This window comes from Flavobacterium sp. (assembly GCF_036405015.1).
Classification (GTDB): Bacteria; Bacteroidota; Bacteroidia; order Flavobacteriales; family Flavobacteriaceae; genus Flavobacterium.
Genome location: NZ_DASWYK010000188.1, coordinates 12,994 through 34,998, shown reverse-complemented (window position 1 = coordinate 34,998; position 22,005 = coordinate 12,994). Strand labels below are relative to the sequence as shown.

Annotated in this window: 24 protein-coding genes; 1 reads left to right on the top strand and 23 read right to left on the bottom strand. The window is 32.4% G+C overall.

What is annotated here, in order from left to right; all coding sequences use genetic code 11:
• The 10 genes from VGE71_RS16225 to VGE71_RS16180 all read right to left on the bottom strand — a co-directional run.
• Positions 1-164, bottom strand: a 164-nt coding sequence (locus VGE71_RS16225; protein WP_331139249.1) for a GDP-mannose 4,6-dehydratase, incomplete at its 3' end; no start/stop codon positions are given.
• Between the two features lie 11 nt (positions 165-175).
• On the bottom strand, positions 176-1,183 hold the full coding sequence (locus VGE71_RS16220; protein ID WP_331139248.1) for a mannose-1-phosphate guanylyltransferase: 1,008 nt from the start codon (positions 1,181-1,183) through the stop codon (positions 176-178).
• Between the two features lie 35 nt (positions 1,184-1,218).
• The gene (locus tag VGE71_RS16215) at positions 1,219-2,508 is read right to left on the bottom strand and encodes a nucleotide sugar dehydrogenase (protein WP_331139247.1); all 1,290 of its coding nucleotides are present in this window, start codon (positions 2,506-2,508) and stop codon (positions 1,219-1,221) included.
• A 280-nt stretch (positions 2,509-2,788) separates the two neighbouring features.
• Complete coding sequence (locus VGE71_RS16210) at positions 2,789-3,253, bottom strand: UpxY family transcription antiterminator (RefSeq protein ID WP_331139246.1); 465 nt, start codon at positions 3,251-3,253, stop codon at positions 2,789-2,791.
• A gap of 84 nt (positions 3,254-3,337) precedes the next feature.
• Entirely contained in the window at positions 3,338-4,729 is a 1,392-nt protein-coding gene (locus VGE71_RS16205; RefSeq protein ID WP_331139245.1) for a UDP-glucose 6-dehydrogenase, read from the bottom strand.
• Between the two features lie 32 nt (positions 4,730-4,761).
• The gene (locus tag VGE71_RS16200; protein ID WP_331139244.1) at positions 4,762-5,745 is read right to left on the bottom strand and encodes an SDR family oxidoreductase; all 984 of its coding nucleotides are present in this window, start codon (positions 5,743-5,745) and stop codon (positions 4,762-4,764) included.
• Between the two features lie 10 nt (positions 5,746-5,755).
• Positions 5,756-8,203 carry a polysaccharide biosynthesis tyrosine autokinase gene (locus tag VGE71_RS16195; protein ID WP_331139243.1) on the bottom strand — a complete coding sequence of 816 codons (2,448 nt, stop codon included), beginning with the start codon at positions 8,201-8,203 and terminating at the stop codon, positions 5,756-5,758.
• Positions 8,204-8,216: 13 nt separating this feature from the next.
• A complete protein-coding gene (locus tag VGE71_RS16190) occupies positions 8,217-9,011 on the bottom strand; it encodes a polysaccharide biosynthesis/export family protein (RefSeq protein WP_331139242.1) in 795 nt (264 codons plus the stop codon).
• 67 nt (positions 9,012-9,078) lie between these two features.
• The gene (gene recR, locus VGE71_RS16185; protein WP_331139241.1) at positions 9,079-9,699 is read right to left on the bottom strand and encodes a recombination mediator RecR; all 621 of its coding nucleotides are present in this window, start codon (positions 9,697-9,699) and stop codon (positions 9,079-9,081) included.
• A gap of 152 nt (positions 9,700-9,851) precedes the next feature.
• Positions 9,852-10,217: a CoA-binding protein gene (locus VGE71_RS16180; RefSeq protein ID WP_331139240.1), complete on the bottom strand. Its 366-nt coding sequence runs from the start codon at positions 10,215-10,217 to the stop codon at positions 9,852-9,854.
• Positions 10,218-10,369: 152 nt separating this feature from the next.
• On the opposite strand from VGE71_RS16180, the gene VGE71_RS16175 reads away from it, so the two are divergent.
• Positions 10,370-10,996, top strand: a complete 627-nt coding sequence (locus VGE71_RS16175; RefSeq protein ID WP_331139239.1) for a MarC family NAAT transporter — start codon at positions 10,370-10,372, stop codon at positions 10,994-10,996.
• A 76-nt stretch (positions 10,997-11,072) separates the two neighbouring features.
• Here VGE71_RS16175 and ctlX read toward each other — a convergent pair whose 3' ends face one another.
• The 13 genes from ctlX to secY all read right to left on the bottom strand — a co-directional run bounded on the left by ctlX (position 11,073) and on the right by secY (position 21,995).
• A complete protein-coding gene (gene ctlX / locus VGE71_RS16170) occupies positions 11,073-12,008 on the bottom strand; it encodes a citrulline utilization hydrolase CtlX (RefSeq protein WP_331139238.1) in 936 nt (311 codons plus the stop codon).
• Positions 12,009-12,103: 95 nt separating this feature from the next.
• A complete protein-coding gene (locus VGE71_RS16165) occupies positions 12,104-13,018 on the bottom strand; it encodes a dimethylarginine dimethylaminohydrolase family protein (protein ID WP_331139237.1) in 915 nt (304 codons plus the stop codon).
• 62 nt (positions 13,019-13,080) lie between these two features.
• A complete protein-coding gene (locus VGE71_RS16160; RefSeq protein ID WP_331139236.1) occupies positions 13,081-14,358 on the bottom strand; it encodes a citrate synthase in 1,278 nt (425 codons plus the stop codon).
• Between the two features lie 153 nt (positions 14,359-14,511).
• Positions 14,512-15,804 (bottom strand): phosphopyruvate hydratase, encoded by a 1,293-nt coding sequence (gene eno, locus VGE71_RS16155; protein ID WP_223708164.1) that lies wholly within the window; start codon positions 15,802-15,804, stop codon positions 14,512-14,514.
• Between the two features lie 110 nt (positions 15,805-15,914).
• Positions 15,915-17,024, bottom strand: coding sequence for a glutamine-hydrolyzing carbamoyl-phosphate synthase small subunit (carA, locus tag VGE71_RS16150; protein WP_331139235.1), 1,110 nt, complete (start codon positions 17,022-17,024; stop codon positions 15,915-15,917).
• A gap of 238 nt (positions 17,025-17,262) precedes the next feature.
• Positions 17,263-17,754, bottom strand: a complete 492-nt coding sequence (gene rplQ / locus VGE71_RS16145; protein ID WP_109190653.1) for a 50S ribosomal protein L17 — start codon at positions 17,752-17,754, stop codon at positions 17,263-17,265.
• A gap of 62 nt (positions 17,755-17,816) precedes the next feature.
• Positions 17,817-18,809, bottom strand: a complete 993-nt coding sequence (locus VGE71_RS16140) for a DNA-directed RNA polymerase subunit alpha (protein ID WP_008464329.1) — start codon at positions 18,807-18,809, stop codon at positions 17,817-17,819.
• A 21-nt stretch (positions 18,810-18,830) separates the two neighbouring features.
• Positions 18,831-19,436 (bottom strand): 30S ribosomal protein S4, encoded by a 606-nt coding sequence (gene rpsD / locus VGE71_RS16135; RefSeq protein ID WP_008464326.1) that lies wholly within the window; start codon positions 19,434-19,436, stop codon positions 18,831-18,833.
• Between the two features lie 91 nt (positions 19,437-19,527).
• Positions 19,528-19,911, bottom strand: coding sequence for a 30S ribosomal protein S11 (gene rpsK / locus VGE71_RS16130; RefSeq protein ID WP_026727866.1), 384 nt, complete (start codon positions 19,909-19,911; stop codon positions 19,528-19,530).
• Between the two features lie 8 nt (positions 19,912-19,919).
• Complete coding sequence (rpsM, locus tag VGE71_RS16125; protein WP_008464322.1) at positions 19,920-20,294, bottom strand: 30S ribosomal protein S13; 375 nt, start codon at positions 20,292-20,294, stop codon at positions 19,920-19,922.
• A gap of 2 nt (positions 20,295-20,296) precedes the next feature.
• Entirely contained in the window at positions 20,297-20,413 is a 117-nt protein-coding gene (gene ykgO / locus VGE71_RS16120; protein ID WP_002987490.1) for a type B 50S ribosomal protein L36, read from the bottom strand.
• A 12-nt stretch (positions 20,414-20,425) separates the two neighbouring features.
• Positions 20,426-20,641 (bottom strand): translation initiation factor IF-1, encoded by a 216-nt coding sequence (gene infA, locus VGE71_RS16115; RefSeq protein ID WP_007136545.1) that lies wholly within the window; start codon positions 20,639-20,641, stop codon positions 20,426-20,428.
• A 7-nt stretch (positions 20,642-20,648) separates the two neighbouring features.
• On the bottom strand, positions 20,649-21,995 hold the full coding sequence (secY, locus tag VGE71_RS16110) for a preprotein translocase subunit SecY (protein WP_007803669.1): 1,347 nt from the start codon (positions 21,993-21,995) through the stop codon (positions 20,649-20,651).
• Positions 21,996-22,005: the final 10 nt, after the last annotated feature.

Sequence of the window (22,005 nt, the reverse complement as noted above, 5' to 3'; positions counted from 1 at the left end):
GTATAATTTGATTTATCTTCAATATCTTTTATGTTTTCTAAATTTCCTGCATATGTTAATGCATCCAAATTAAAAATTTGATATTCCAGATATTTATTTACAAAACGTCTTACTACATGAGAGCCAATAAAACCTGCTCCACCAGTTATAAGGATTTTTCTCATCTCTGATTTTTCTAATTAAGTAATTCTGATTTTTGTTTTTCTAATTCGCTATAAATATCTTTTACATCTTGTGAATTTTCTTTTTGTAAAATTAAATTTGCTGTGTCAGTATAAACAAAAATTGTATTTTTTAATCCTAAGAAAGTTGTATGTTTATCACATCCTATAACCATGTTACCATTTGAATCAGTGTAATGCCCTTTTGAATGCAAATAATCGTACACAGATTCAAACGAACCTAAATCTGACCACGAAAAAGAGGCTGGTACAACTTTAATCTTTTTACTTCTTTCCATTACAGCGTAATCAATACTAATTGATGGAATTTCCATGGACAAATCTAGATCTAAAAATCCATTTTTACTTGCTTCCCACACAGCTTTAGATTTTTGGAACACATCTGGTTGAAATTTTTTTAATTCTTCTAAAAGTACACTTGCCTTAAAGCAAAACATCCCACTGTTCCATAAAAAATTTCCCTTTGCAATAAATTCTTTAGCTGTAGTCTCATTTGGTTTTTCACGAAATGAAATAACATTATCTCCTTCTGCTTCAATATAACCATAACCAGTTTCTGGCTTTGTAGGTATCACGCCAAAAGTTACTATATAACCTTCATTCGCTTTAGAAACAGCTTCAGAAATAGCTTGATTATAATTCTCCATTTGATCAATAATATGATCTGATGGAGTAATAATTAAAACATCATCTGGTTCAGAAGCAAATGCTGCAAAAGCTATTGCCGCTGCAGTATTTCTAGGTGTAGCCTCAATAATATTTATGTAAGAAGTATTGGTTTTATCCATAACCTTTCCACTTAATTGATGATTGTCAACATTTCCAACAACCATTACTTTATTTGCTAAATGACTATTTCTATTAACCGTCATTTCGAATAAAGATTTTCCTTCAAATATTTCAAGATATTGTTTTGGCCTGCTTTTACGAGAAAGCGGCCATAATCTGCTTCCAACCCCTCCTGTAAGGATTACATGTGTAATAGATTGATCTGAACTCATATTTTTTTAAATAAATATTAATGTAAACCTAAAAACTAAAGTCTATTATCTGCTAAAGTTCCTAAGACTCCTTTTACATCATAAATTAAACTTTTCTCTTTTTGTAAACTCAAAAAATTAATATCTAGAAATTCTGAATGTGCAACTCCTAAAACTAAAGCATCGAACTTTTCTTCAGGTAAAACATTGATCATTTCTAATTTATATTCTCTTTTTACTTCTTCAATATTTGCAAGAGGATCAAAAACAGTCACTGTTATTCCATAATCTTTTAAAGCCTTTATGACATCAACAATTTTGGTATTTCTAACATCTGGACAGTTCTCTTTAAAAGTAATCCCAAGCATCAAAAGATTGGCTCCATTAACCGAGATTCCTTTTTTAATCATCAACTTCACTATTTGCGAAGCAACATATTCCCCCATACTGTCATTCAAACGCCTTCCCGCTAATATTATTTCGGGATGATATCCAAATTCTTGTGCTCTTTGTGCTAGATAATAAGGATCTACTCCAATACAATGTCCGCCAACAAGACCTGGCTTAAATGGCAAAAAGTTCCATTTTGTAGCAGCTGCTGTCAATACTTCTTGAGTATCGATATTCATTAAATTGAATATTTTTGCTAATTCATTTACAAAAGCGATATTGATATCTCGTTGTGAATTCTCTATAACTTTTGCTGCTTCGGCAACTTTGATTGTTGGTGCTAAATGCGTTCCTGCAGTTATAACCGATTTGTATAGCTCATCTACCTTCAATCCAATTTCAGGAGTTGAACCAGATGTAACTTTCAATATTTTTTCAACTGTATGCTCTTTGTCTCCAGGATTTATCCTTTCTGGAGAATATCCTGCAAAAAAGTCTTCATTAAAAGTAAGTCCCGAAACTCTTTCTAAAACCGGCACACATTGTTCTTCTGTAACACCAGGATATACTGTTGATTCATAAACAACGATGTCCCCTTTTTTCAGAACTTTTCCAACGGTCTCACTTGATTTATACAAAGGAGTTAAATCTGGTCTATTATTTTTATCAACTGGTGTAGGAACTGTAACAATGTAATAATTACAATCCTGTATATCGTCTACTGAAGTTGTACAGTACAAACCTTGTACCTCATTTGTTTTCCCTACTAAAACCTCTTTCAGAACAACATCTTCCACCTCTAAAGTGGTATCAGTTCCCGATTTCAAAGAATTGATTCTTGACTCGTTTATATCAAAACCAACAACTGAATATTTTGTTGCAAATAATCGAGCTAAAGGCAGACCTACATAGCCTAAACCAATAACAGCAATTTTAACATTTTTTTTAAATTCCATTTTCTTAATTTATTTAGGTCATTAAAACTCACGGCTCCGCCGCTCCAAGCCCCAATATTTGGTCTCAGCTACCTAAATTAATCATTTTCGGCAAATATAGTATAATAACTCTAGTTATTCAATACGGTTTCCCGTAATCCTTAAAAACAAATTGTTAACAAAAAAACGCTCAACCACAACACCTTATTAATCAGGATGTAAATAAATACTTTATAAAAAAAACAGAAGAAAAAAATCTAAAAAAAGATAATTTTCTTCTGTTTTTTATTTAATAACGGTGTTATTTGTATTTTATTTTTAAAACGCAACCTAAATTTTCTAAAACTAGAATATAATAATTTCCAGAAACCTCTTGCACTATTGCATTTTGATTTATGAATGCACCTGAATCTAATTTTATTTTATCTCCAACCTGAATTGAAGAAACTGTAACATCATAAAGATTAGGATCTTTTAGGCTCTTTTTTATAACCTCAATTTCTTCATCTTTTACAATTGCTGGCTTACCCAACCAAAACAAATATCTTACTACTCCTGAAACTTGAAAAACTGAATTCCTTTCAGAATCTGTTAATTGAACAAATACATAGGAATTAAAAAGTGGTACTTCAATTTTCTTCTTTCTATCTGACCATTGTTTAACCTGAGTAATTAAAGGGCAATAACACTCAATCCCTAATTGTTTGAGCTTATCTGCAACTTTCTTTTCCCATTTCGGTTTTGTATATACTACGTACCAGTTCATTTTTTTATTTATATCGAAGTAAAAACAATCACTACTTCAGATTTCATATTACATTACATCATTTCACTTCTATGTAAAAAAAACTTAAGAACCGATACCGTTGTAAACAAAACCAATTGATTCTAACTCTTTTGCATTCAAAATATTTCTTCCATCAAAGATAAAAGCTGGTTTATGCATTGAATCATAAATCTTCTGCCAATCGTAGCTTATAAATTCATCCCACTCTGTTAATACTGCTATAGCATGAGCTCCTTTGCATGCATCATATGCATTATCAAAAACATTTAATGAATCAATGTTTTCCTGACTTGTTCTTGTTTCTAAATAATCCAAATCATTCAACATTTTATTCTGAGAAACCTTTGGATCATAAACTGAGACTTGAGCTTGCTCATTAATTAAATCATCTGCCACATAAATTGCTGCTGATTCTCTAGTATCATTTGTATCTTTTTTGAAAGCCCAACCTAAAAATGCAATTTTCTTATCGGCTACAGTATTATACAAAGTCCGAACAATATTATTTGAAAATCTTCTTTTCTGATGATCATTCATAATGATAACCTGTTCCCAATAATCTGCAACTTCATTCAATCCATATGATTTTGCAATGTAAACCAAATTCAAAATATCTTTTTGAAAACAAGATCCTCCAAAACCAACTGATGCTTTTAGAAATTTAGAACCAATTCGACTGTCCATTCCAATTGCTCTAGCCACCTCACTTACATCAGCTCCTGTTTTTTCACACAATTCAGACATTGCATTAATAGATGAAATTCGCTGAGCCAAAAATGCATTTGCAGTAAGCTTAGATAGTTCTGAAGACCAAACATTTGTGGTTAAAATTTTCTCTTTGCTCACCCAATTAGCATAAACATCAACCAAGGCGTTAATAGCTTCTTCTCCTTCTGAAGTTGTATCTCCACCTATTAAAATTCTATCTGGATTTAATAAATCAGTAACTGCTGTTCCTTCGGCCAAAAATTCTGGATTCGATAAAATTTGAAACTGAACACCATTTCCTGTATTATCTAATATGCTTTTAATTGCTTCTGCAGTTCTAACTGGCAAAGTCGATTTCTCTACTACAATTTTATTTTGCTTTGCAACTCGAGCAATTTGTCGGGCACATAATTCAATATATTTTAAATCGGCCGCCATTCCTTTCCCTTTTCCATAAGTTTTTGTAGGGGTATTTACCGAGATAAAAATCATTTCTGCATCATCTATTGCTTTGTCAACATTTGTAGAAAAAAATAAATTTCTTCCTCTTGCCTCTGCTACGATTTCAGAAAGTCCAGGTTCATAGATTGGAATATTGTCAGGATTTGGATCATTCCAGCTTGCAATTCTTTGCTCATTTAAATCGACAACTGTAACTTGAATTTCTGGGCATTTTTGAGCAATAACTGCCATTGTTGGCCCTCCAACATACCCTGCACCTATACAGCAAATTTTTCTAACTTTCATTATTTATTTTGTATTTAGCTTTAAATATTATTTTATTTTAAATTATCCCAATACCACCCAACAGCTTCCTTCAATCCTTTTTGTAAAGAATATTTCGGATCGTAACCTAATACTTTCTTTGCCTTTTCAATACTTGCCAATGAGTGTGGAATATCACCTGCTCTATTTTCACCGTATATTACAGGAACTTCTTTTATTTTTGAATCAAATTCAGACAAATATTCTTTTAAATATTTTACCAAATCATTCAATGTATTTCTATCTCCATACGCAGTATTATAAACCGAATTAATAGCTTCCGGATTTTTAGAAGTCATTGCTAATTCGTTCATCTGAATCACATTGTCTATATAGGTAAAATCACGTGAGTAATTTCCATCTCCATTAATTATTGGACTTTCGTGATTCATGAATTGTTTTACGAATTTCGGTATTACTGCAGCATAAGCTCCGTTAGGATCTTGTTTTCTTCCAAAAACATTAAAATACCTAAGACCAATTGTTTCAAGTCCGTATGTTTTGCTGAAAATTTCGGCATACAACTCGTTTACATACTTAGTAATTGCATAAGGCGATAAAGGTTTTCCAATTACCTCTTCTACTTTTGGTAATCCTTGAGAGTCTCCATAAGTTGATGAACTAGCAGCGTAAACAAAACGTTTTACTTTTGCATCACGAGCTGCTGTAAGCATATTTAAAAAACCAGAAACATTAACATCGTTTGTAGTAATAGGATCTTTTATTGATCTAGGAACAGAACCTAAAGCGGCTTGATGTAAAACATAATCTACTCCTTTAACCGCCAAAACACAATCATCAAAGTTCCGGATATCTCCTTCAATTAATTTAAAATCAATATTATTCGAGAAATCTTTCAAATTATGACGGTGCCCAGTCGAAAAATTATCCAAACAAACTACTTTGTAACCCAGCCCTAAAAAATACTCTGTCAAATTTGAACCAATAAACCCTGCTCCTCCAGTAATTAAAATTGTATTTTTTGTTGAATTTTCCATTTGCAAAAGATTAGCTTTTTCTAAATCTATTAAAAAGTGTTTTCCAAAAACCGAGTTTTACTTCTTCTTCATGATAACCATTTGAATATGCTCCGTAACCATATCCATACCCATAGTCTCCTCCATATTTGGCTTTATTTTCATAGCCGTTTAAAACAATACTAACATTATTCAGTTCTCCACGTTTTACTCTGTTATTTAACAACGTTATCATATCTTTTTTGGTATAGTTTTGCCTCACTATATATAATATTACGTCTGAAAACTGAACTAATTCTAATGAATCGGAGACTAAACCAACAGGAGGTGTATCTAAAATAATATAGTCATACTTTTGTTTTAATTCATCAATCAATTCCTTCATGGCATCATTCAAAATAAGTTCAGAAGGATTTGGAGGAATTGGCCCAGAAAGAATTACATCTAAATTTGGAACAGGAGTCGAATTTGTGATTTCTTCCAAACTATTCTGTTTTATAAGGTAATTAACAACTCCAAGTTGAGTATTCAACTGAAATTCGTCTGCTAGTCTTGGCTTTCTTAAATCTAAACCAACAATTACAGTCTTCTTTTCGCTTAAAGCAAAAACAGTCGCAATATTAATGGAACAGAATGTTTTTCCTTCACCACTAATCGAAGATGTGATCATTAAGGTTTTAGAGCCACTTACTTGTTGCTTTTTATATAAAAACTGCAGTGAAGAACGCACTCCTCTAAAAGCCTCTGAAAGAGCTGATTTTGGCTTATCAAACACTGCAAGATTAAGAGAATCTTTATTTACACCAATTACGCCAAGTAATGGTATTTGAGTTAACTTACTAATATCATCAGCATTCTGAACAGAATTGTTTATAAAGAAAATGGCTAAAACAAAAATTAAAGGAATTAAAGTCCCTAAAAACAAAGCCAAAATATAATTTACAGATGTTTTAGGCCCAATTAAACCGTCTCCTATATCTTTTGCTGAATCTATAAAATGAATATCGGATAAATTAGATGCTTTTACAATTTCAGCTTCATTTCTTTTTTGAAGAAATGCTGTATAGATATTATCATTTAAATCGTATTTCCTTTTAATCTTCAATAATTCTTGTTGCTCAACAGGAAGTTTACGAACGGTACTTTCTGCCTGACCAATTTTTGCATTTATCAAAGACATGTCATATAATAAAGAAGATTTTGCTGTAGCTATATTTTCCTGAAGAACGTTTTTTATCGCCTCCATTTGATTATCAAAATCTTTAAAGATTTTTTCGCTTTTTACAGCATAAGCCATTTCAGACCTTTGAGTAGAAAGCGCAATTAATTTTGAAACATTCGCAACAATATTTGGATCTTCTATTCCTGCTACAGATGGCGCTGGTAATCTTGAATAATCTCCGCTATTATTTAAATATGATTTTAATGAATTATAGTAAGCTATTTTACGGGTTAACTGATCTTTTTCTACATCAAAATCCATTATTCTATTTGAAACCATGGAACCACCATCTTCTATTTGAAAAATATTTTTATCTTTCTGAAAAGTCTTTAATTCATTACCAGTCTGTTTTAACTGAGATTCCATTGCCACCAAAGTACTGTCAATAAATGCAATAGTATTTGTTGCAAACTGATTTTTTCCATCAAGTTGTATCTTGATGAGCATTTTTACAGTTGAGTTTAAATAATCAACCATTCTTGCCTTATTAGTTCCCTGCATTGACAAATTTAATATTGACGCACTTCCTCTATCAGATTCTACTCCAATTCCTCGATACCTAGAGACAGTTCCATCAAAGTCATTGAATTTGACAAAATATTCTTTCCCTTTATAAAACCCGGGATTATCATTTATCTGAAGTTTCCAGTTTAAAAAAGGAAGACTAACAAGTTCACCAACTTTATATTCTTTTGCAAAAATTCCTGTCTTTACAGAAGTACTACTGTAAGCATTTGTACTATATGTAATTAACGAAACCGAATTACTTTCAAAAGGAATTTCAATTTGATATAAATTTTCACTCAGAAATTTGATTTTGATCAACGTATTAGCCAACTGCCCTTTTGTCTTATCAATATCAACATAAAACGGAACAGCTCCATACGAGTCAACCAAATTATATTCTCCCTGTTCTAAATAGTCAATATAAAATTGTAGTTTATCGACCACCAATTCATTGTGCGATCTTGATTTTAAAACTGTAGAAACTCCATTTACTTGATCTGAAACTCCCCCCCAATTAAAAACCAAACTTGTAGTAGATGTAAAAAATGGATTGCTTTGCTCTTTTATAGAAATCATAGTCTGCATTCCATAAATTTTTTCCTTACGAATGTTTACCTGATAAGCAATTGTAAATGCAATAATTAAACTAATCAAAAACCATTTCCAATAGCTCGCAATTCTTAACAAAAAACCTTTAAAATCAAAACTCGAATGATTTTCAAAAATGGCAAAGTCTTTAATGTCTAACATTTTTAAATCTGTTTTAATTTTTTATAATAAGATAAACCGTAGTTGCCAACGATAGTAGTGTAATTATAGTTCCTATAGACTGTATTCCTGTTTGACCAGTTCCCCAAGTTTTTTGTCTTAAAGGTTTTACATAAATATAATCATTTGGCTGTAAGTAATAATAAGGAGATTTCATCACATTTACATCCGTGAGATCAATATCATGCATCTGAACTCCGGTTGGAGTCTGACGAATTACCGTAACCTCCTTTCTATTTCCAACTGTAGTAATATCTCCAGCATTTGCAATAGCTTCTAAAATTGTCACATTATCTTTAAATAAAGTTTTTGTTCCAGTACTACCAACTTCCCCATTTATAGTATATCTGAATCCAGCTAATTTTACAGTAACAAAAATATTAGCCTCACTTTTAAAATACTCTTCTAATAATTTTTTTTCAATTTTCACACGAACTTCTTCAAGTGTATAACCAATAACATTTATTTCTCCTAAAATTGGCACTCTTATATTTCCGTGATCATCAACTGTGAAACCATCAAAATACAAACCTGACTCTGATTTTGAAGTTTGATTTCCCTCATTATTTGTTGTATTAAAGATCGAAACCAATTTCGGATCAATTGCTTTTATATTAACACTTATGATATCGTTAACCTGTAATCTATAAGGTTTAGATTCTACTGATGTGATAGCATTTTTCTCACTTGAAGTACTTTTATCCTGAAGATAAACCAAATCTTTAATCGGAATACATGAAGTAAATAGTACCGAAATTAGCAAGAATAGATAAAAGCTTTTTTTTGTCATTAGTTTAATTTTATCACAAATTATTGTTGTCGTTTAAGAATGAAAAAACAACTTATTTGGGGCTTATTTAATTATTTTTAAAAGTTTTTTCAAAAGGAACCCGATGTAAAATACTTCTTCCTAATGTTATTTCATCAGCATATTCCAATTCGTCTACAACAGATATTACTCTTGCATTTGTCGAGACTACAATCTGTAAATCTGCTATTTGTTTATAGATATAAAAATTTGTTGTATCTCCTTCCATAGTAGAACTTAAAGCAAAAATTATTTCAGTTACTTTACCTGATTTTGCTTTATCTACCAGACTTGAAATATTTAATTGATTTGGTCCTACACCTTCTATTGGAGAAATTTTCCCGCCAAGAACATGATAGATTCCTTTAAACTGTCCAGTGTTTTCAATTGCCATTACGTCTCTAATATCTTCAACCACACAAATAGTTTCATGATTCCTAAGAGCATTAGCACATATCTCACAAAGTTTGGTATCCGAAATATTATGACAGCTTTCACAAAATTTAATATCCTCACGCATAGTCAACAATGCTTGAGATAAAAAAGAAGTTTGTTCTTTTGGCTGTTTAAGCAAATGAAGAACCAGTCGAAGTGCAGTACGTTTACCAATTCCTGGTAATTGTGACATTTCGTTAACCGCTTTTTCAATTAATTTTGATGAAAATTCCATGACGACAAAAGTAATACTTTTAATGACTTAGCAGGCATTTGAAACTAATTTCAGGACTAATAAATATTCCATAAGAAAAATCTTTAGCCAAATTAAAATCCTACTAAATAAATTATTTCAAATCATCTAAAAAATCATTGATAAAAATCTAATTAATATTGATTTGTCGCTAATAAAACAAGTGTACAAGCTACTTCAACCTGGATATCATTTAGCTCTAGCAATTGATATAATTCAGGATTTTCCGTTCCTGGATTAAAAATCACTCTTTTAGGGTGCGCTTCAACAATATAATTATAATAGTCTCGCTGACGAACAGGATTTAGGTATAATGTAATTGTATCTATATTATTAACTGGTATTGTTTTAGTTTGAATTTTTACTCCGGCAACCTCACCTGCTTTTTGACCGATTGCCAAAACAGAATGCCCTTTTCCAACCAACATATTTACAGCTCGATAAGAATAACGCTCTGGATTTGTTGATGCTCCTATAACTAATGTTTTTTTACTTTTCATTGTTTTCATTTAGATTGCAAAAGTAATCAAAAAGAACGATTTATACTTTATGCGTTTGATTTAGAATCCACAACAATAAAAACAATATCCTAACATATTTTAGTATAAAGACATTAAAAAATAACTACTTTTACTCCACTAACCCAAACTTTATGGAATTATTCATTTACTTATTTGCCGCTTTATTCTCGGTATTAAACCCAATTGGAACTGTCCCTATTTTTGTCGGATTAACTCAACATGATTCTCAAAAAGAAAGATCAAGAATCTCGCTTTGGACAGCTATCAATGTTTTCATCATACTATTGGTTTCTTATTTTATTGGTCAATACGTTTTAACTTTTTTTGGAATCAGCATTGATGCGTTAAGAATTGCTGGTGGAATTGTAATTGTAAATTCAGGATTCTCTTTACTTTCAGGAAAATTCAACAAAAAGCGAGGAATCAATAAAAAGATAGAAAACGAAGCACAACACAGAAACGATATTGCCTTAACACCATTAGCAATTCCAATGCTTGCTGGTCCTGGCTCAATGTCGCTTTTAATTGCCTTTTATCAGGAACATCATGAACTAAACGAAATCATTATTTCCTCATTAGCAATTCTTGCAATTGCAATTGCTATTTTTTTAATTCTAAAAAGTGCTCATTATTTAGCTAGAATATTAGGTGCTTCAGGAATTGTTGCGATCTCTAGAATTGTTGGTTTTATTGTTATTTCAATTGGGATTCAATACATTGTAAGTGCAATTGTAAATATTATTAAAGGAAACTTTTAATTCAAAACTATTTCCAAAAATAAAAGGGATAAAATCACTCATGATTTTATCCCTTTTATTTTATAACATTCTTATTTTAACTTCTTGGCAAGAAAACTTCAGCCATCATACATCTGGCACTTCCGCCTCCGCAAGCCTCAATTGTGTCTAAACTTGAACTAAGAATTTCAGCATGACTTTCTAATTGAGCTATTTGTTTTGGAGTTAAACTCTGATATGCAGAAGCACTCATTACAATATATCTCTTGTCATTTTTTCCGCGAACTTCAAGCATATTTCCGGCAAAATTATTCACCTGATCTTCCGTAATTAAAATGACTTCTTTATTGTCATCTTTAAGACTATCGATAACCATTTTACGCTCTTTCTTATCATCGATAGAATCTGCACAAATAACAGCAAAAGTTTCACCTAAACACATCATAACATTGGTATGATAAATTAGCTTACGTTCCCCATCGACTGTTTGAAAAGCTTCAAAAATAATCGGTGCATAATCAAAATCTTCACAGAACTCTATAAACAATTCTTCGTCTGCTCTTGGAGACAAAGCACAGTATGCTTTTCCGTTAGCTCTGTCCAACAACAAACTCCCTGTTCCTTCTAAGAAAATACCATCTTCTTCCGCAGAAGTATAATCCATTATTTCTGTAATTTCAAATCCTTTTTCTTCCAAAGTATCCAAAATATCTTCACGACGTTCTTGACGACGATTTTCTGCAAACATAGGATAAAGTGCCACATCACCATTTTCATGAAATGAAACCCAATTGTTTGGAAAAACACTATCAGGAGTATCTGTTTCCAAATTATCATCAACCACAGTAACATCTACACCAACTGCTCTTAGTTTTTCTACAAAAGTATCAAACTCTTGTTGCGCTTTAGCATTAACGGTACTTGGCAAAAGTCCGTCTAATACTTTTTGATAATAATTATTTACAGCCGTCTGTTCATTCATTCTGAATGCAACTGGGCGAATCATTACGATAGCATTAGTTGTTTGTCTCATTATTTTATATATTTTTTGTTGCAGGTTTAAAGTTTCATATTGCAGGTTCTCTGTTGTGAAGTTGAAACCTAAAACTTGAAACCTGAAACTAATTTTTAGTCTCTAATTAATGGCAAAGTTGAACATCTCAACAAACCTTCTTGTTTTGCAATTTCGGCGTATGGAATTTCCTCTACAGTAAAACCTTGTTCACGAAGCCAGTTATTCAATCTTGTAAAATTCTTTTCAGAAACTACAATATTTTCGTCGATTGAAAACACATTCGAAAACATATTATACATTTCGTTTCTTTCGATATGAAATAGGTTTTCTTTTCCAAAAAGCTTTACCAAATAAAGATAATCTGCTTCTTCACGGAAACCTCTTTTATAAATAATTCCTTTATCTTTTCCAACAGGCTGAAAACAACAATCCAAATGCAAAGCATTATCTCTTGCTTCCAATTTAGATTTCACCAAATCAAACTCTTTTACAATTTTATTTGGAAACAATTCTTTGATATAATTTACACCTTGCATATTGGTTCTGGCAGTAATATAATCTTTATAATCACTTCCTTTATAAGTTCCAATAAAAATATGGTCGTTCCAAAGCATTACGTCTCCTCCTTCTATGTGAACTTCTTCGGGAGGGCGAACTACTTTTAATGGGTTAATTTGATCAATTACATATTGAATCGCATCTAACTCTCTTTCTCTATCTGGAAGAATATTTGATTTCACAAAAACATCATCAATTACAAACCCAATATCTCTAGCAAATATTTGATTGTAATTTTCGATCATTTTCGGACGGTAAACAGTTACATCGTATTTCTGAAAAACAGCGTTAAAAGCATCCATTTCAGCAACCATATCTTTTTCTACAGGATAAGTTCCTGCTTTAATATGTTCCAATGACTTAGGATCATAAGCTTCCTCAATTGTAGGAGTTGGCCCATTATGAACAGCAGAACCCAAAACTACGGCGCGAAGCCGCGATGTTTCGTTCTTTACATTTAATTGCAACATAACTCTATTATATTTTGAGCAAATATAAAAAAAGCTTCACAGTTAAGTGAAGCTTTCGTTTTTTATTTATTAGACTTGAACTCTCTTAAAGGGTGTCCAGTGTAAATTTGTCTTGGCCTTCCAATTGGCTCTTTGTTTTCACGCATTTCTTTCCATTGTGCGATCCAGCCTGGTAATCTTCCAATTGCAAACATTACTGTAAACATATCTGTTGGAATTCCTAAAGCTCTGTAGATAATTCCAGAATAGAAATCTACGTTTGGATATAAGTTTCTTGATTTGAAGTACTCATCTTCAAGAGCTGCTTTTTCTAATTTTCTTGCGATATCTAAAATCGGATCTTCAACACCTAAAGTTTCTAATACTTCAGTAGCTGCTTTTTTGATGATTTTAGCTCTTGGATCAAAGTTTTTATAAACTCTGTGTCCGAATCCCATTAAACGGAAAGGATCGTTTTTATCTTTCGCTTTCGCTAAGAATTTATCAGTATCTCCTCCATCTTTATTAATTTCTTCTAACATTTCAAGTACTGCCTGGTTAGCACCACCATGAAGCGGCCCCCAAAGAGCAGAAACTCCTGCAGAAACTGAAGCAAATAAACCTGCATGAGAAGAACCTACCATTCTTACTGTCGAAGTAGAACAGTTTTGTTCGTGATCAGCATGAAGAATAAATAATTTATCTAAAGCATTTACAATTACTGGATTTGCAATGTAAGGTCCTGTAGGCAATTTAAACATTAATTGCATAAAGCTTTCTACATATCCTTTTGTATTATCGTAGTAGTTTAATGGATACCCCATTGACTTTCTGTAAGTCCATGTAGCAATTACAAGAAATTTAGCCATTGTTTTACAAATAGCTTCGTACATTTCTTTTTCGTTATCAACATTTACCGCTTTTGGATTAAATGCTGTTAAAGCACTTGTCAAAGCAGATAAAACTCCCATTGGGTGAGCTGTCTTTGGAAAACCATCAATAATATTTTTCATTTCTTCGTTTACCAAAGAATGTTTTCTAATATTATTTTCAAAATCTTCTAATTGAGTAGCAGTCGGTAATTCTCCAAAAATCAAAAGATATGAAACTTCTAAGAAACTAGCTTTTTCTGCTAAATCCTCGATTGAATATCCTCTGTAACGTAAAATTCCCTCTTCTCCATCTAGGAAAGTGATTTCACTTGTACAAGATCCTGAGTTCTTATAACCTGGATCAATTGTAATTACACCTGTTAAATCACGTAGTTTGTTAATATCGATAGCTGATTCGTTTTCGCTTCCTGTGATTACCGGAAGTTCAATCTTCTTACCATCTATTTCTAATGTAGCTATTTTTGACATAATATCTTGGAAATAATTCTTTAAATAATAATTTACCAAATCTAATGAATTTAAGACTAATTAAAAAAAGAATACTGCTATGAATTTGTTAAAACTCCAAAAAAAAACCATTCATTAAAAAATGAATGGTTTGTCTTAATATAACTCTTATGATTATTTAATCTTGAAAGCTTTTAAACCAGGGAAGTAAGCAGTACTTCCTAATTCTTCTTCAATTCTTAATAATTGATTGTATTTTGCCATACGATCTGAACGAGAAGCAGAACCAGTTTTAATTTGCCCACAGTTTAAAGCAACAGCTAAATCTGCAATTGTATTATCTTCTGTTTCTCCAGAACGGTGAGACATTACAGAAGTATATCCAGCGTTTTTCGCCATGTTTACAGCTGCAATAGTTTCAGTTAAAGTACCAATTTGGTTTACTTTTACTAAGATAGAGTTAGCAATTCCTTTTTCGATACCAGTTGACAAACGAGCAACGTTAGTAACAAATAAATCATCACCTACTAATTGAACTTTATCACCGATTTTCTCAGTTAAAGCTTTCCATCCATCCCAGTCATCTTCGTACATACCGTCTTCGATAGAGATAATTGGATATTTAGCAGCAAGTTCAGCTAAGTATTCAGCTTGCTCTTCAGAAGTTCTGATTTTTCCAGTTTCTCCTTCAAATTTAGTATAATCGTATTTACCGTTTACATAAAACTCAGAAGCAGCACAGTCAAGAGCGATCATAATTTCGTCACCGAAAGTATATCCTGCTTTCTCAACAGCTAATTTGATAGTATCTAAAGCATCTTCAGTTCCACCAGCCAAGTTTGGAGCAAAACCTCCTTCATCACCAACAGCAGTACTTAAGCCTCTATCGTGTAATACTTTTTTCAAACTGTGGAAAATTTCAGTTCCCATTTGCATAGAATGTGTAAAAGAAGTCGCTTTTACTGGGAAAATCATAAATTCTTGAAATGCGATAGGCGCATCAGAGTGAGAACCACCATTGATGATGTTCATCATTGGAACAGGCAATGTATTAGCAGAAACTCCACCTACATATCTGTATAATGGTAAACCAAGTTCGTTAGCAGCAGCTTTTGCAGCAGCTAAAGAAACACCTAAAATAGCATTAGCTCCTAATTTAGATTTGTTTGGAGTACCATCTAAATCAATCATTAATTGGTCAATTGTGTTTTGTTCGAAAACAGAAGTTCCAACTAATTCTTCAGCAATAACAGTATTTACATTGTTCACTGCATTCAAAACACCTTTTCCTAGGTAAGCTTTACCACCATCACGTAATTCAACAGCTTCGTGCTCTCCAGTTGAAGCTCCAGACGGAACTGCAGCTCTACCTAAAACACCGTTTTCAGTTACTACATCAACTTCAATAGTAGGATTCCCTCTGGAATCAAGAATTTGTCTTGCGTGAACTTTAATTATAATACTCATTATTTTTGTTTTTTATTAATAAATTATATTTTTTTTCGAAATTATAAAAATATTTAATACTAAAAACGCGATTTAGACATTAAACACCTTTATTTATTAACTACATCGTTTTAGACTTTGCTAGTTTTGATATTCTCCACGAACTGATCAAATAAATAAGAAGAATCGTGTGGTCCAGGACTAGCTTCTGGATGATATTGTACTGAAAAACAGTTCTTGTTCTTCATTCTCATTCCAGCAACCGTATCATCATTTAAATGTATATGAGTAAGTTCTAATTCTGGATGCCCCTCTAAAGCTTCTCTTTTTACAGCGAAACCGTGATTTTGAGAGGTAATTTCTCCTTTACCAGTAAGAAGATTCTTTACCGGATGATTAATACCTCTGTGTCCACCAAACATTTTATAAGTCTGAACACCATTTGCCAAAGCAATAATCTGATGTCCTAAACAGATTCCAAACAAAGGTCTATCCTCCGAAATAATTTTTTTCGCAACATCTATTACTCCATGAAGTGGATCTGGATCACCAGGACCGTTAGACAAGAAATATCCATCTGGATTAAATGCACTTAACTCCTCATAAGTTGTATCATAAGGAAAAACCTTAATATAACAATCTCTTTTAGCAAAATTTCTTAAGATGTTCTTCTTAATTCCAAGATCAAGCGCAGAAATTTTGTATGTAGCATTTTCATCTCCAACAAAATAAGGCTCTTTTGTAGACACTTTCGAAGCCAATTCAAGACCTTCCATATTTGGCACATTAGCCAATTCCTTTTTAAGATCTTCAATTGAAGTTCCATCTGTACAAATAACAGCATTCATTGCACCATTATCACGGATATAACTAACTAGAGCTCTAGTATCAACATCAGAGATACAGATTAGATTTTGCTTGGCAAAATAATCTTCCAGACTTCCAGAAGCACCTGCTCTTGAATAGTTAAAGCTAAAGTTTTTACAAACTAATCCAGCAATTTTTACACTTTCAGATTCAACTTCTAAATCATTTATACCATAATTTCCGATATGCGGATTTGTAGTAACCATAATTTGTCCAAAGTATGAAGGGTCTGTAAAGATCTCTTGATATCCAGTCATTCCAGTATTAAAACAAACTTCACCAAAAGTTTTACCGCTAATACCGATAGACTTTCCATGAAAAATAGTTCCATCACTTAGTAATAAAATGGCGCTTTGTCGTGTTGTGTATTTCATTCCTTAATTTGTATTGTTTTTTAATTGTGTATGAAGTAAAACTTCATTTGTAATTAGATATTTTGCAAATTTAATTCTTTAAAAGAGCGCTTCCAAGATTTTTTAAAACTTTCATTCGTAAAAATAAAACCTATCATTTTAAATAAGTTACATTTCTAAGGGTTTAAAAAAATCAAAAAAAAAGGATAAACTAAAAATTAGTTTATCCTTTAATATTATAGAATGATTACTCTCATAATTATTCAGAAGCTTCAGTAGTCGTTTCTGATTCAGCAGCAGGAGCTTCTGGAGCAGCAGTTTCAGCTTTTTTAGCTTTACCACCACGACGGCTTTTCGCTTTTTTAACTTCTTTTTTACCTCCGTTGTAAAGTTCATTGAAGTCAACAAGTTCGATCATCGCCATATCAGCGTTATCTCCCAAACGATTTCCAACTTTAATGATACGAGTGTATCCACCTGGACGGTCACCTACTTTAGCAGCAACATCTCTGAACAAATCAGTTACAGCGTATTTGTTACGTAAATAAGCAAAAACAATACGACGATTGTGAGTCGTATCCTCTTTCGATTTTGTAATTAAAGGCTCAACAAATTGTTTAAGCGCTTTAGCTTTAGCGACAGTAGTGTTAATACGTTTGTGCTCGATAAGAGAACAAGCCATATTAGCCAACATAGCTTTTCTATGTCCAGTCTGTCTGCTTAAGTGGTTAATTTTTTTTCCGTGTCTCATGACGTGTTTTTTTTATCTTCATCTTGCTACAATCCACTATGGAGAGCAAAATATGAAGTAAATTATTCTTTATCTAATTTGTATTTAGCTAAATCCATTCCGAAAGTTAAATTCTTCACTGCAACAAGCTCATCAAGTTCAGTTAAAGATTTTTTACCGAAATTACGGAATTTCATTAGGTCATTTTTATTGAAAGATACTAAATCACCAAGTGTATCAACTTCAGCCGCTTTCAAGCAATTTAATGCTCTCACAGATAAATCCATATCAACAAGCTTAGTTTTAAGCAATTGTCTCATATGCAATGACTCTTCATCATACGATTCTGTTTGTGCAATTTCGTCAGCCTCAAGTGTAATTCTTTCGTCAGAAAACAACATGAAATGGTGAATTAAAACTTTAGCAGCTTCAGTAAGAGCATCTTTTGGATTGATAGAACCATCAGTTTTGATTTCAAAAACTAATTTTTCGTAATCTGTTTTTTGCTCTACACGGAAGTTTTCGATTGCATATTTTACATTTTTTACCGGAGTAAAAATAGAATCTGTAAAAATCGTTCCAATTGCAGCATTCTGTTTTTTGTTCTCTTCAGCAGGCACGTATCCTCTACCTTTTTCGATTGTTAAATCGAAATTCAATTTGATTTTAGAATCTAAATTACAGATAACAAGGTCTGGATTTAGAACTTGGAAACCTGAAATAAATTTTTGAAAATCACCAGCTGTCAATTGATCTTTACCAGAAACAGAAATAGTAACTGATTCATTATCGATATCTTCGATCTGACGTTTGAAACGTACTTGTTTTAGATTAAGGATAATTTCGGTAACATCCTCAACAACACCTGAAATAGTAGAAAACTCATGATCTACACCTTCGATACGAACAGATGTAATTGCATAACCTTCTAACGCTGAAAGCAAAACTCTTCTAAGTGCATTACCAACTGTCAATCCATAACCAGGTTCTAAAGGTCTAAATTCGAATTTACCTTCAAAATCGGTTGAATCGATCATGATAACTTTATCGGGCTTTTGAAAATTAAATATTGCCATAAATTTCGACTAAGTCAATTATTATTTGTTGTACAACTCTACGATTAATTGTTCTTTAATGTTTTCTGGAATTTGAAGTCTCGCAGGTACAGAAACGAAAGTTCCTTCTTTAAGATCATTGTTCCAAGTAATCCATTCATAAACATGACTTGAATTTGATAAAGAACGTTCGATAGCTTCTAAAGATTTAGATTTTTCACGAACTGCAACTTTATCACCAGGCTTAAGGTGGTAAGAAGGAATATTAACAACTTCTCCATTTACAGTAATGTGTCTGTGAGAAACGATTTGACGCGCACCTCTTCTAGATGGAGCAATTCCCATTCTAAAAACAACATTATCCAATCTTGCTTCGCATAATTGTAATAAAACTTCACCAGTAACTCCTTTAGTAGCTGATGCTTTTTCGAATAAGTTTCTGAATTGTTTTTCTAAAATTCCGTAAGAATATTTAGCTTTTTGCTTTTCCATTAACTGAACAGCGTACTCAGACTTTTTTCCTCTTTTTTTAGCCATCCCGTGTTGTCCAGGTGGGTAATTTCTTTTTTCGAAAGATTTATCATCTCCGAAGATTGCCTCGCCAAATTTACGAGCGATTTTGGTTTTAGGACCAGTATATCTTGCCATTTTAAAAAAAATTTAAGGTAGAAATTATGAATTCAGGTCTAATCCTTCGATAATCTATGTTCTACCTTGTTTATACTATAAAAATAAAAAATTAAACTCTACGTCTTTTTGGAGGACGACATCCGTTGTGTGGCATTGGAGTAACATCAATAATTTCAGTAACTTCAATTCCACCGTTATGAATAGAACGGATAGCAGACTCACGTCCGTTACCTGGTCCTTTTACATAAACTTTCACTTTTTTAAGTCCTGCCTCAAGTGCTACTTTAGCGCAATCTTCTGCTGCCATTTGAGCTGCATAAGGAGTGTTCTTTTTAGAACCTCTGAAACCCATTTTACCAGCTGAAGACCAAGAGATAACTTCACCTTTCTTATTAGTTAAAGAAATAATAATGTTATTAAAAGTGGCAGAAATATGAGCCTCACCCGTTGATTCAACGATAACTTTACGTTTTTTTGCAGTTGCTTTAGCCATATTACTTATTATTTAGTTGCTTTTTTCTTGTTAGCAACAGTTTTTCTTTTACCTTTTCTTGTTCTTGAGTTGTTTTTAGTTCTTTGCCCTCTTAATGGAAGACCAGATCTGTGACGGATACCTCTGTAACATCCAATATCCATTAAACGTTTAATGTTTAAAGAAATTTCAGAACGTAATTCTCCTTCAATTTTGTAAAATGAAACAGCTTCACGAATTGCTCCGATCTCGTCATCATTCCAATCTTGAACTTTTTTATCTTGGCTAACTTGAGCTTTTTCTAAAATCTCAATAGCTCTACTTTTTCCTAATCCGAAAATATAGGTAAGTGCGATAACACCTCTTTTGTTTTTTGGGATATCTACCCCTGCTATTCTTGCCATAATTATCCTTGTCTTTGTTTAAATCTAGGATTCTTTTTGTTTATTACGTACAGTCTCCCTTTTCTACGCACGATAATGCACTCGGCACTTCTCTTTTTTACTGATGCTCTAACTTTCATAGTGAATATCCTTTAATATCGATAAGTAATTCTTGCTTTTGACAAATCGTAAGGACTCATTTCTAGTTTCACTTTATCACCAGGTAATAATTTGATGTAATGCATTCGCATCTTACCAGAAATATGAGCAATTACAATATGTCCATTTTCTAACTCTACACGGAACATCGCATTAGATAATGCTTCAATGATTGATCCGTCTTGTTCTATTGCTGATTGTTTTGCCATAAATATATTAAGCTACCGCTTTTCTATTTTTACCAGTCTTCATTAAACCATCATAATGTTTATTTAACAAGTATGAATTGATCTGTTGAATAGTATCTATTGCAACACCAACCATAATTATTAAAGAGGTACCTCCAAAAAACATTGCCCAAGATTGTTGTACATCCATAATACTTACAACAATAGCTGGGAACACAGCAATCAAAGCAAGGAATAAAGATCCTGGGAAAGTTATTAAAGACATCACTTTATCTAAGAAATCTGAAGTTTCAGCTCCTGGACGAACTCCTGGAATAAAACCACCGCTTCTCTTTAAATCATCAGCCATTTTGTTAGTAGGTACAGTGATTGCAGTATAAAAGAATGTAAATACAATAATTAAAGTTGCAAAAACAAAATTATACCAGAAACCAAACATATTACTAAACGCACCAACAATTGATTGTGATGTATCTGATTTAGACAGCCCAGCTACAGCTGCAGGGATAAACATAATTGCTTGAGCAAAAATGATTGGCATAACTCCTGAAGCATTAAGCTTAAGAGGAATCCATTGTCTATTACCTCCTGCCAAATCTTGCTCGTAGTCTCCTGTCGTTGTACGACGAGCGTACTGAACAGGTATTCTACGTACTGCCATTGTAAGCAACACACAAGAAATGATAACTAATAACCACACAATAATTTCAATAACTAATAACATTGGACCTCCATTGTTATTGGTAACACGAGTTGTAAACTCTTGGATAAAAGCTTGTGGTAAACGAGCTAAAATACCAACCATAATTAACAATGAAATACCATTTCCAATACCTTTATCTGTAATTTTCTCTCCAAGCCACATAGCAAAAATTGTACCTGTAACTAAGATAATAACAGATGAGAACAAAAATTCTGGTGAATTAAAGCCTAGCAAAAATGCATTACTAGGCAATGTTCTGTATAAATTATAGATATAAGTTGGACCTTGAACCAATGTGATAGCGATTGTCAACCAACGGGTGATTTGATTAATCTTTTTTCTACCACTTTCCCCATCATTTTGAAGTTTTTGTAAATATGGAATCGCAATCCCCATCAACTGAACGACAATAGACGCAGAAATATAAGGCATGATACCTAAAGCAAAAACTGAAGCTTTAGAGAAAGCACCCCCGGTGAACATGTCTAGAATAGATCCTAGACCATTTTTAGTTTGTCCCGCTAAACCAGTCAATTGCGTTGCGTCAATTCCAGGAAGCGTAACGTGTGCTCCAAAACGATATACTAAAAGTAATCCTAATGTAATTAAGATTCTATTTTTTAGTTCTTCGATTTTCCAAACATTACTTATTGATTCAATAAATTTCTTCATCTTAATAGAT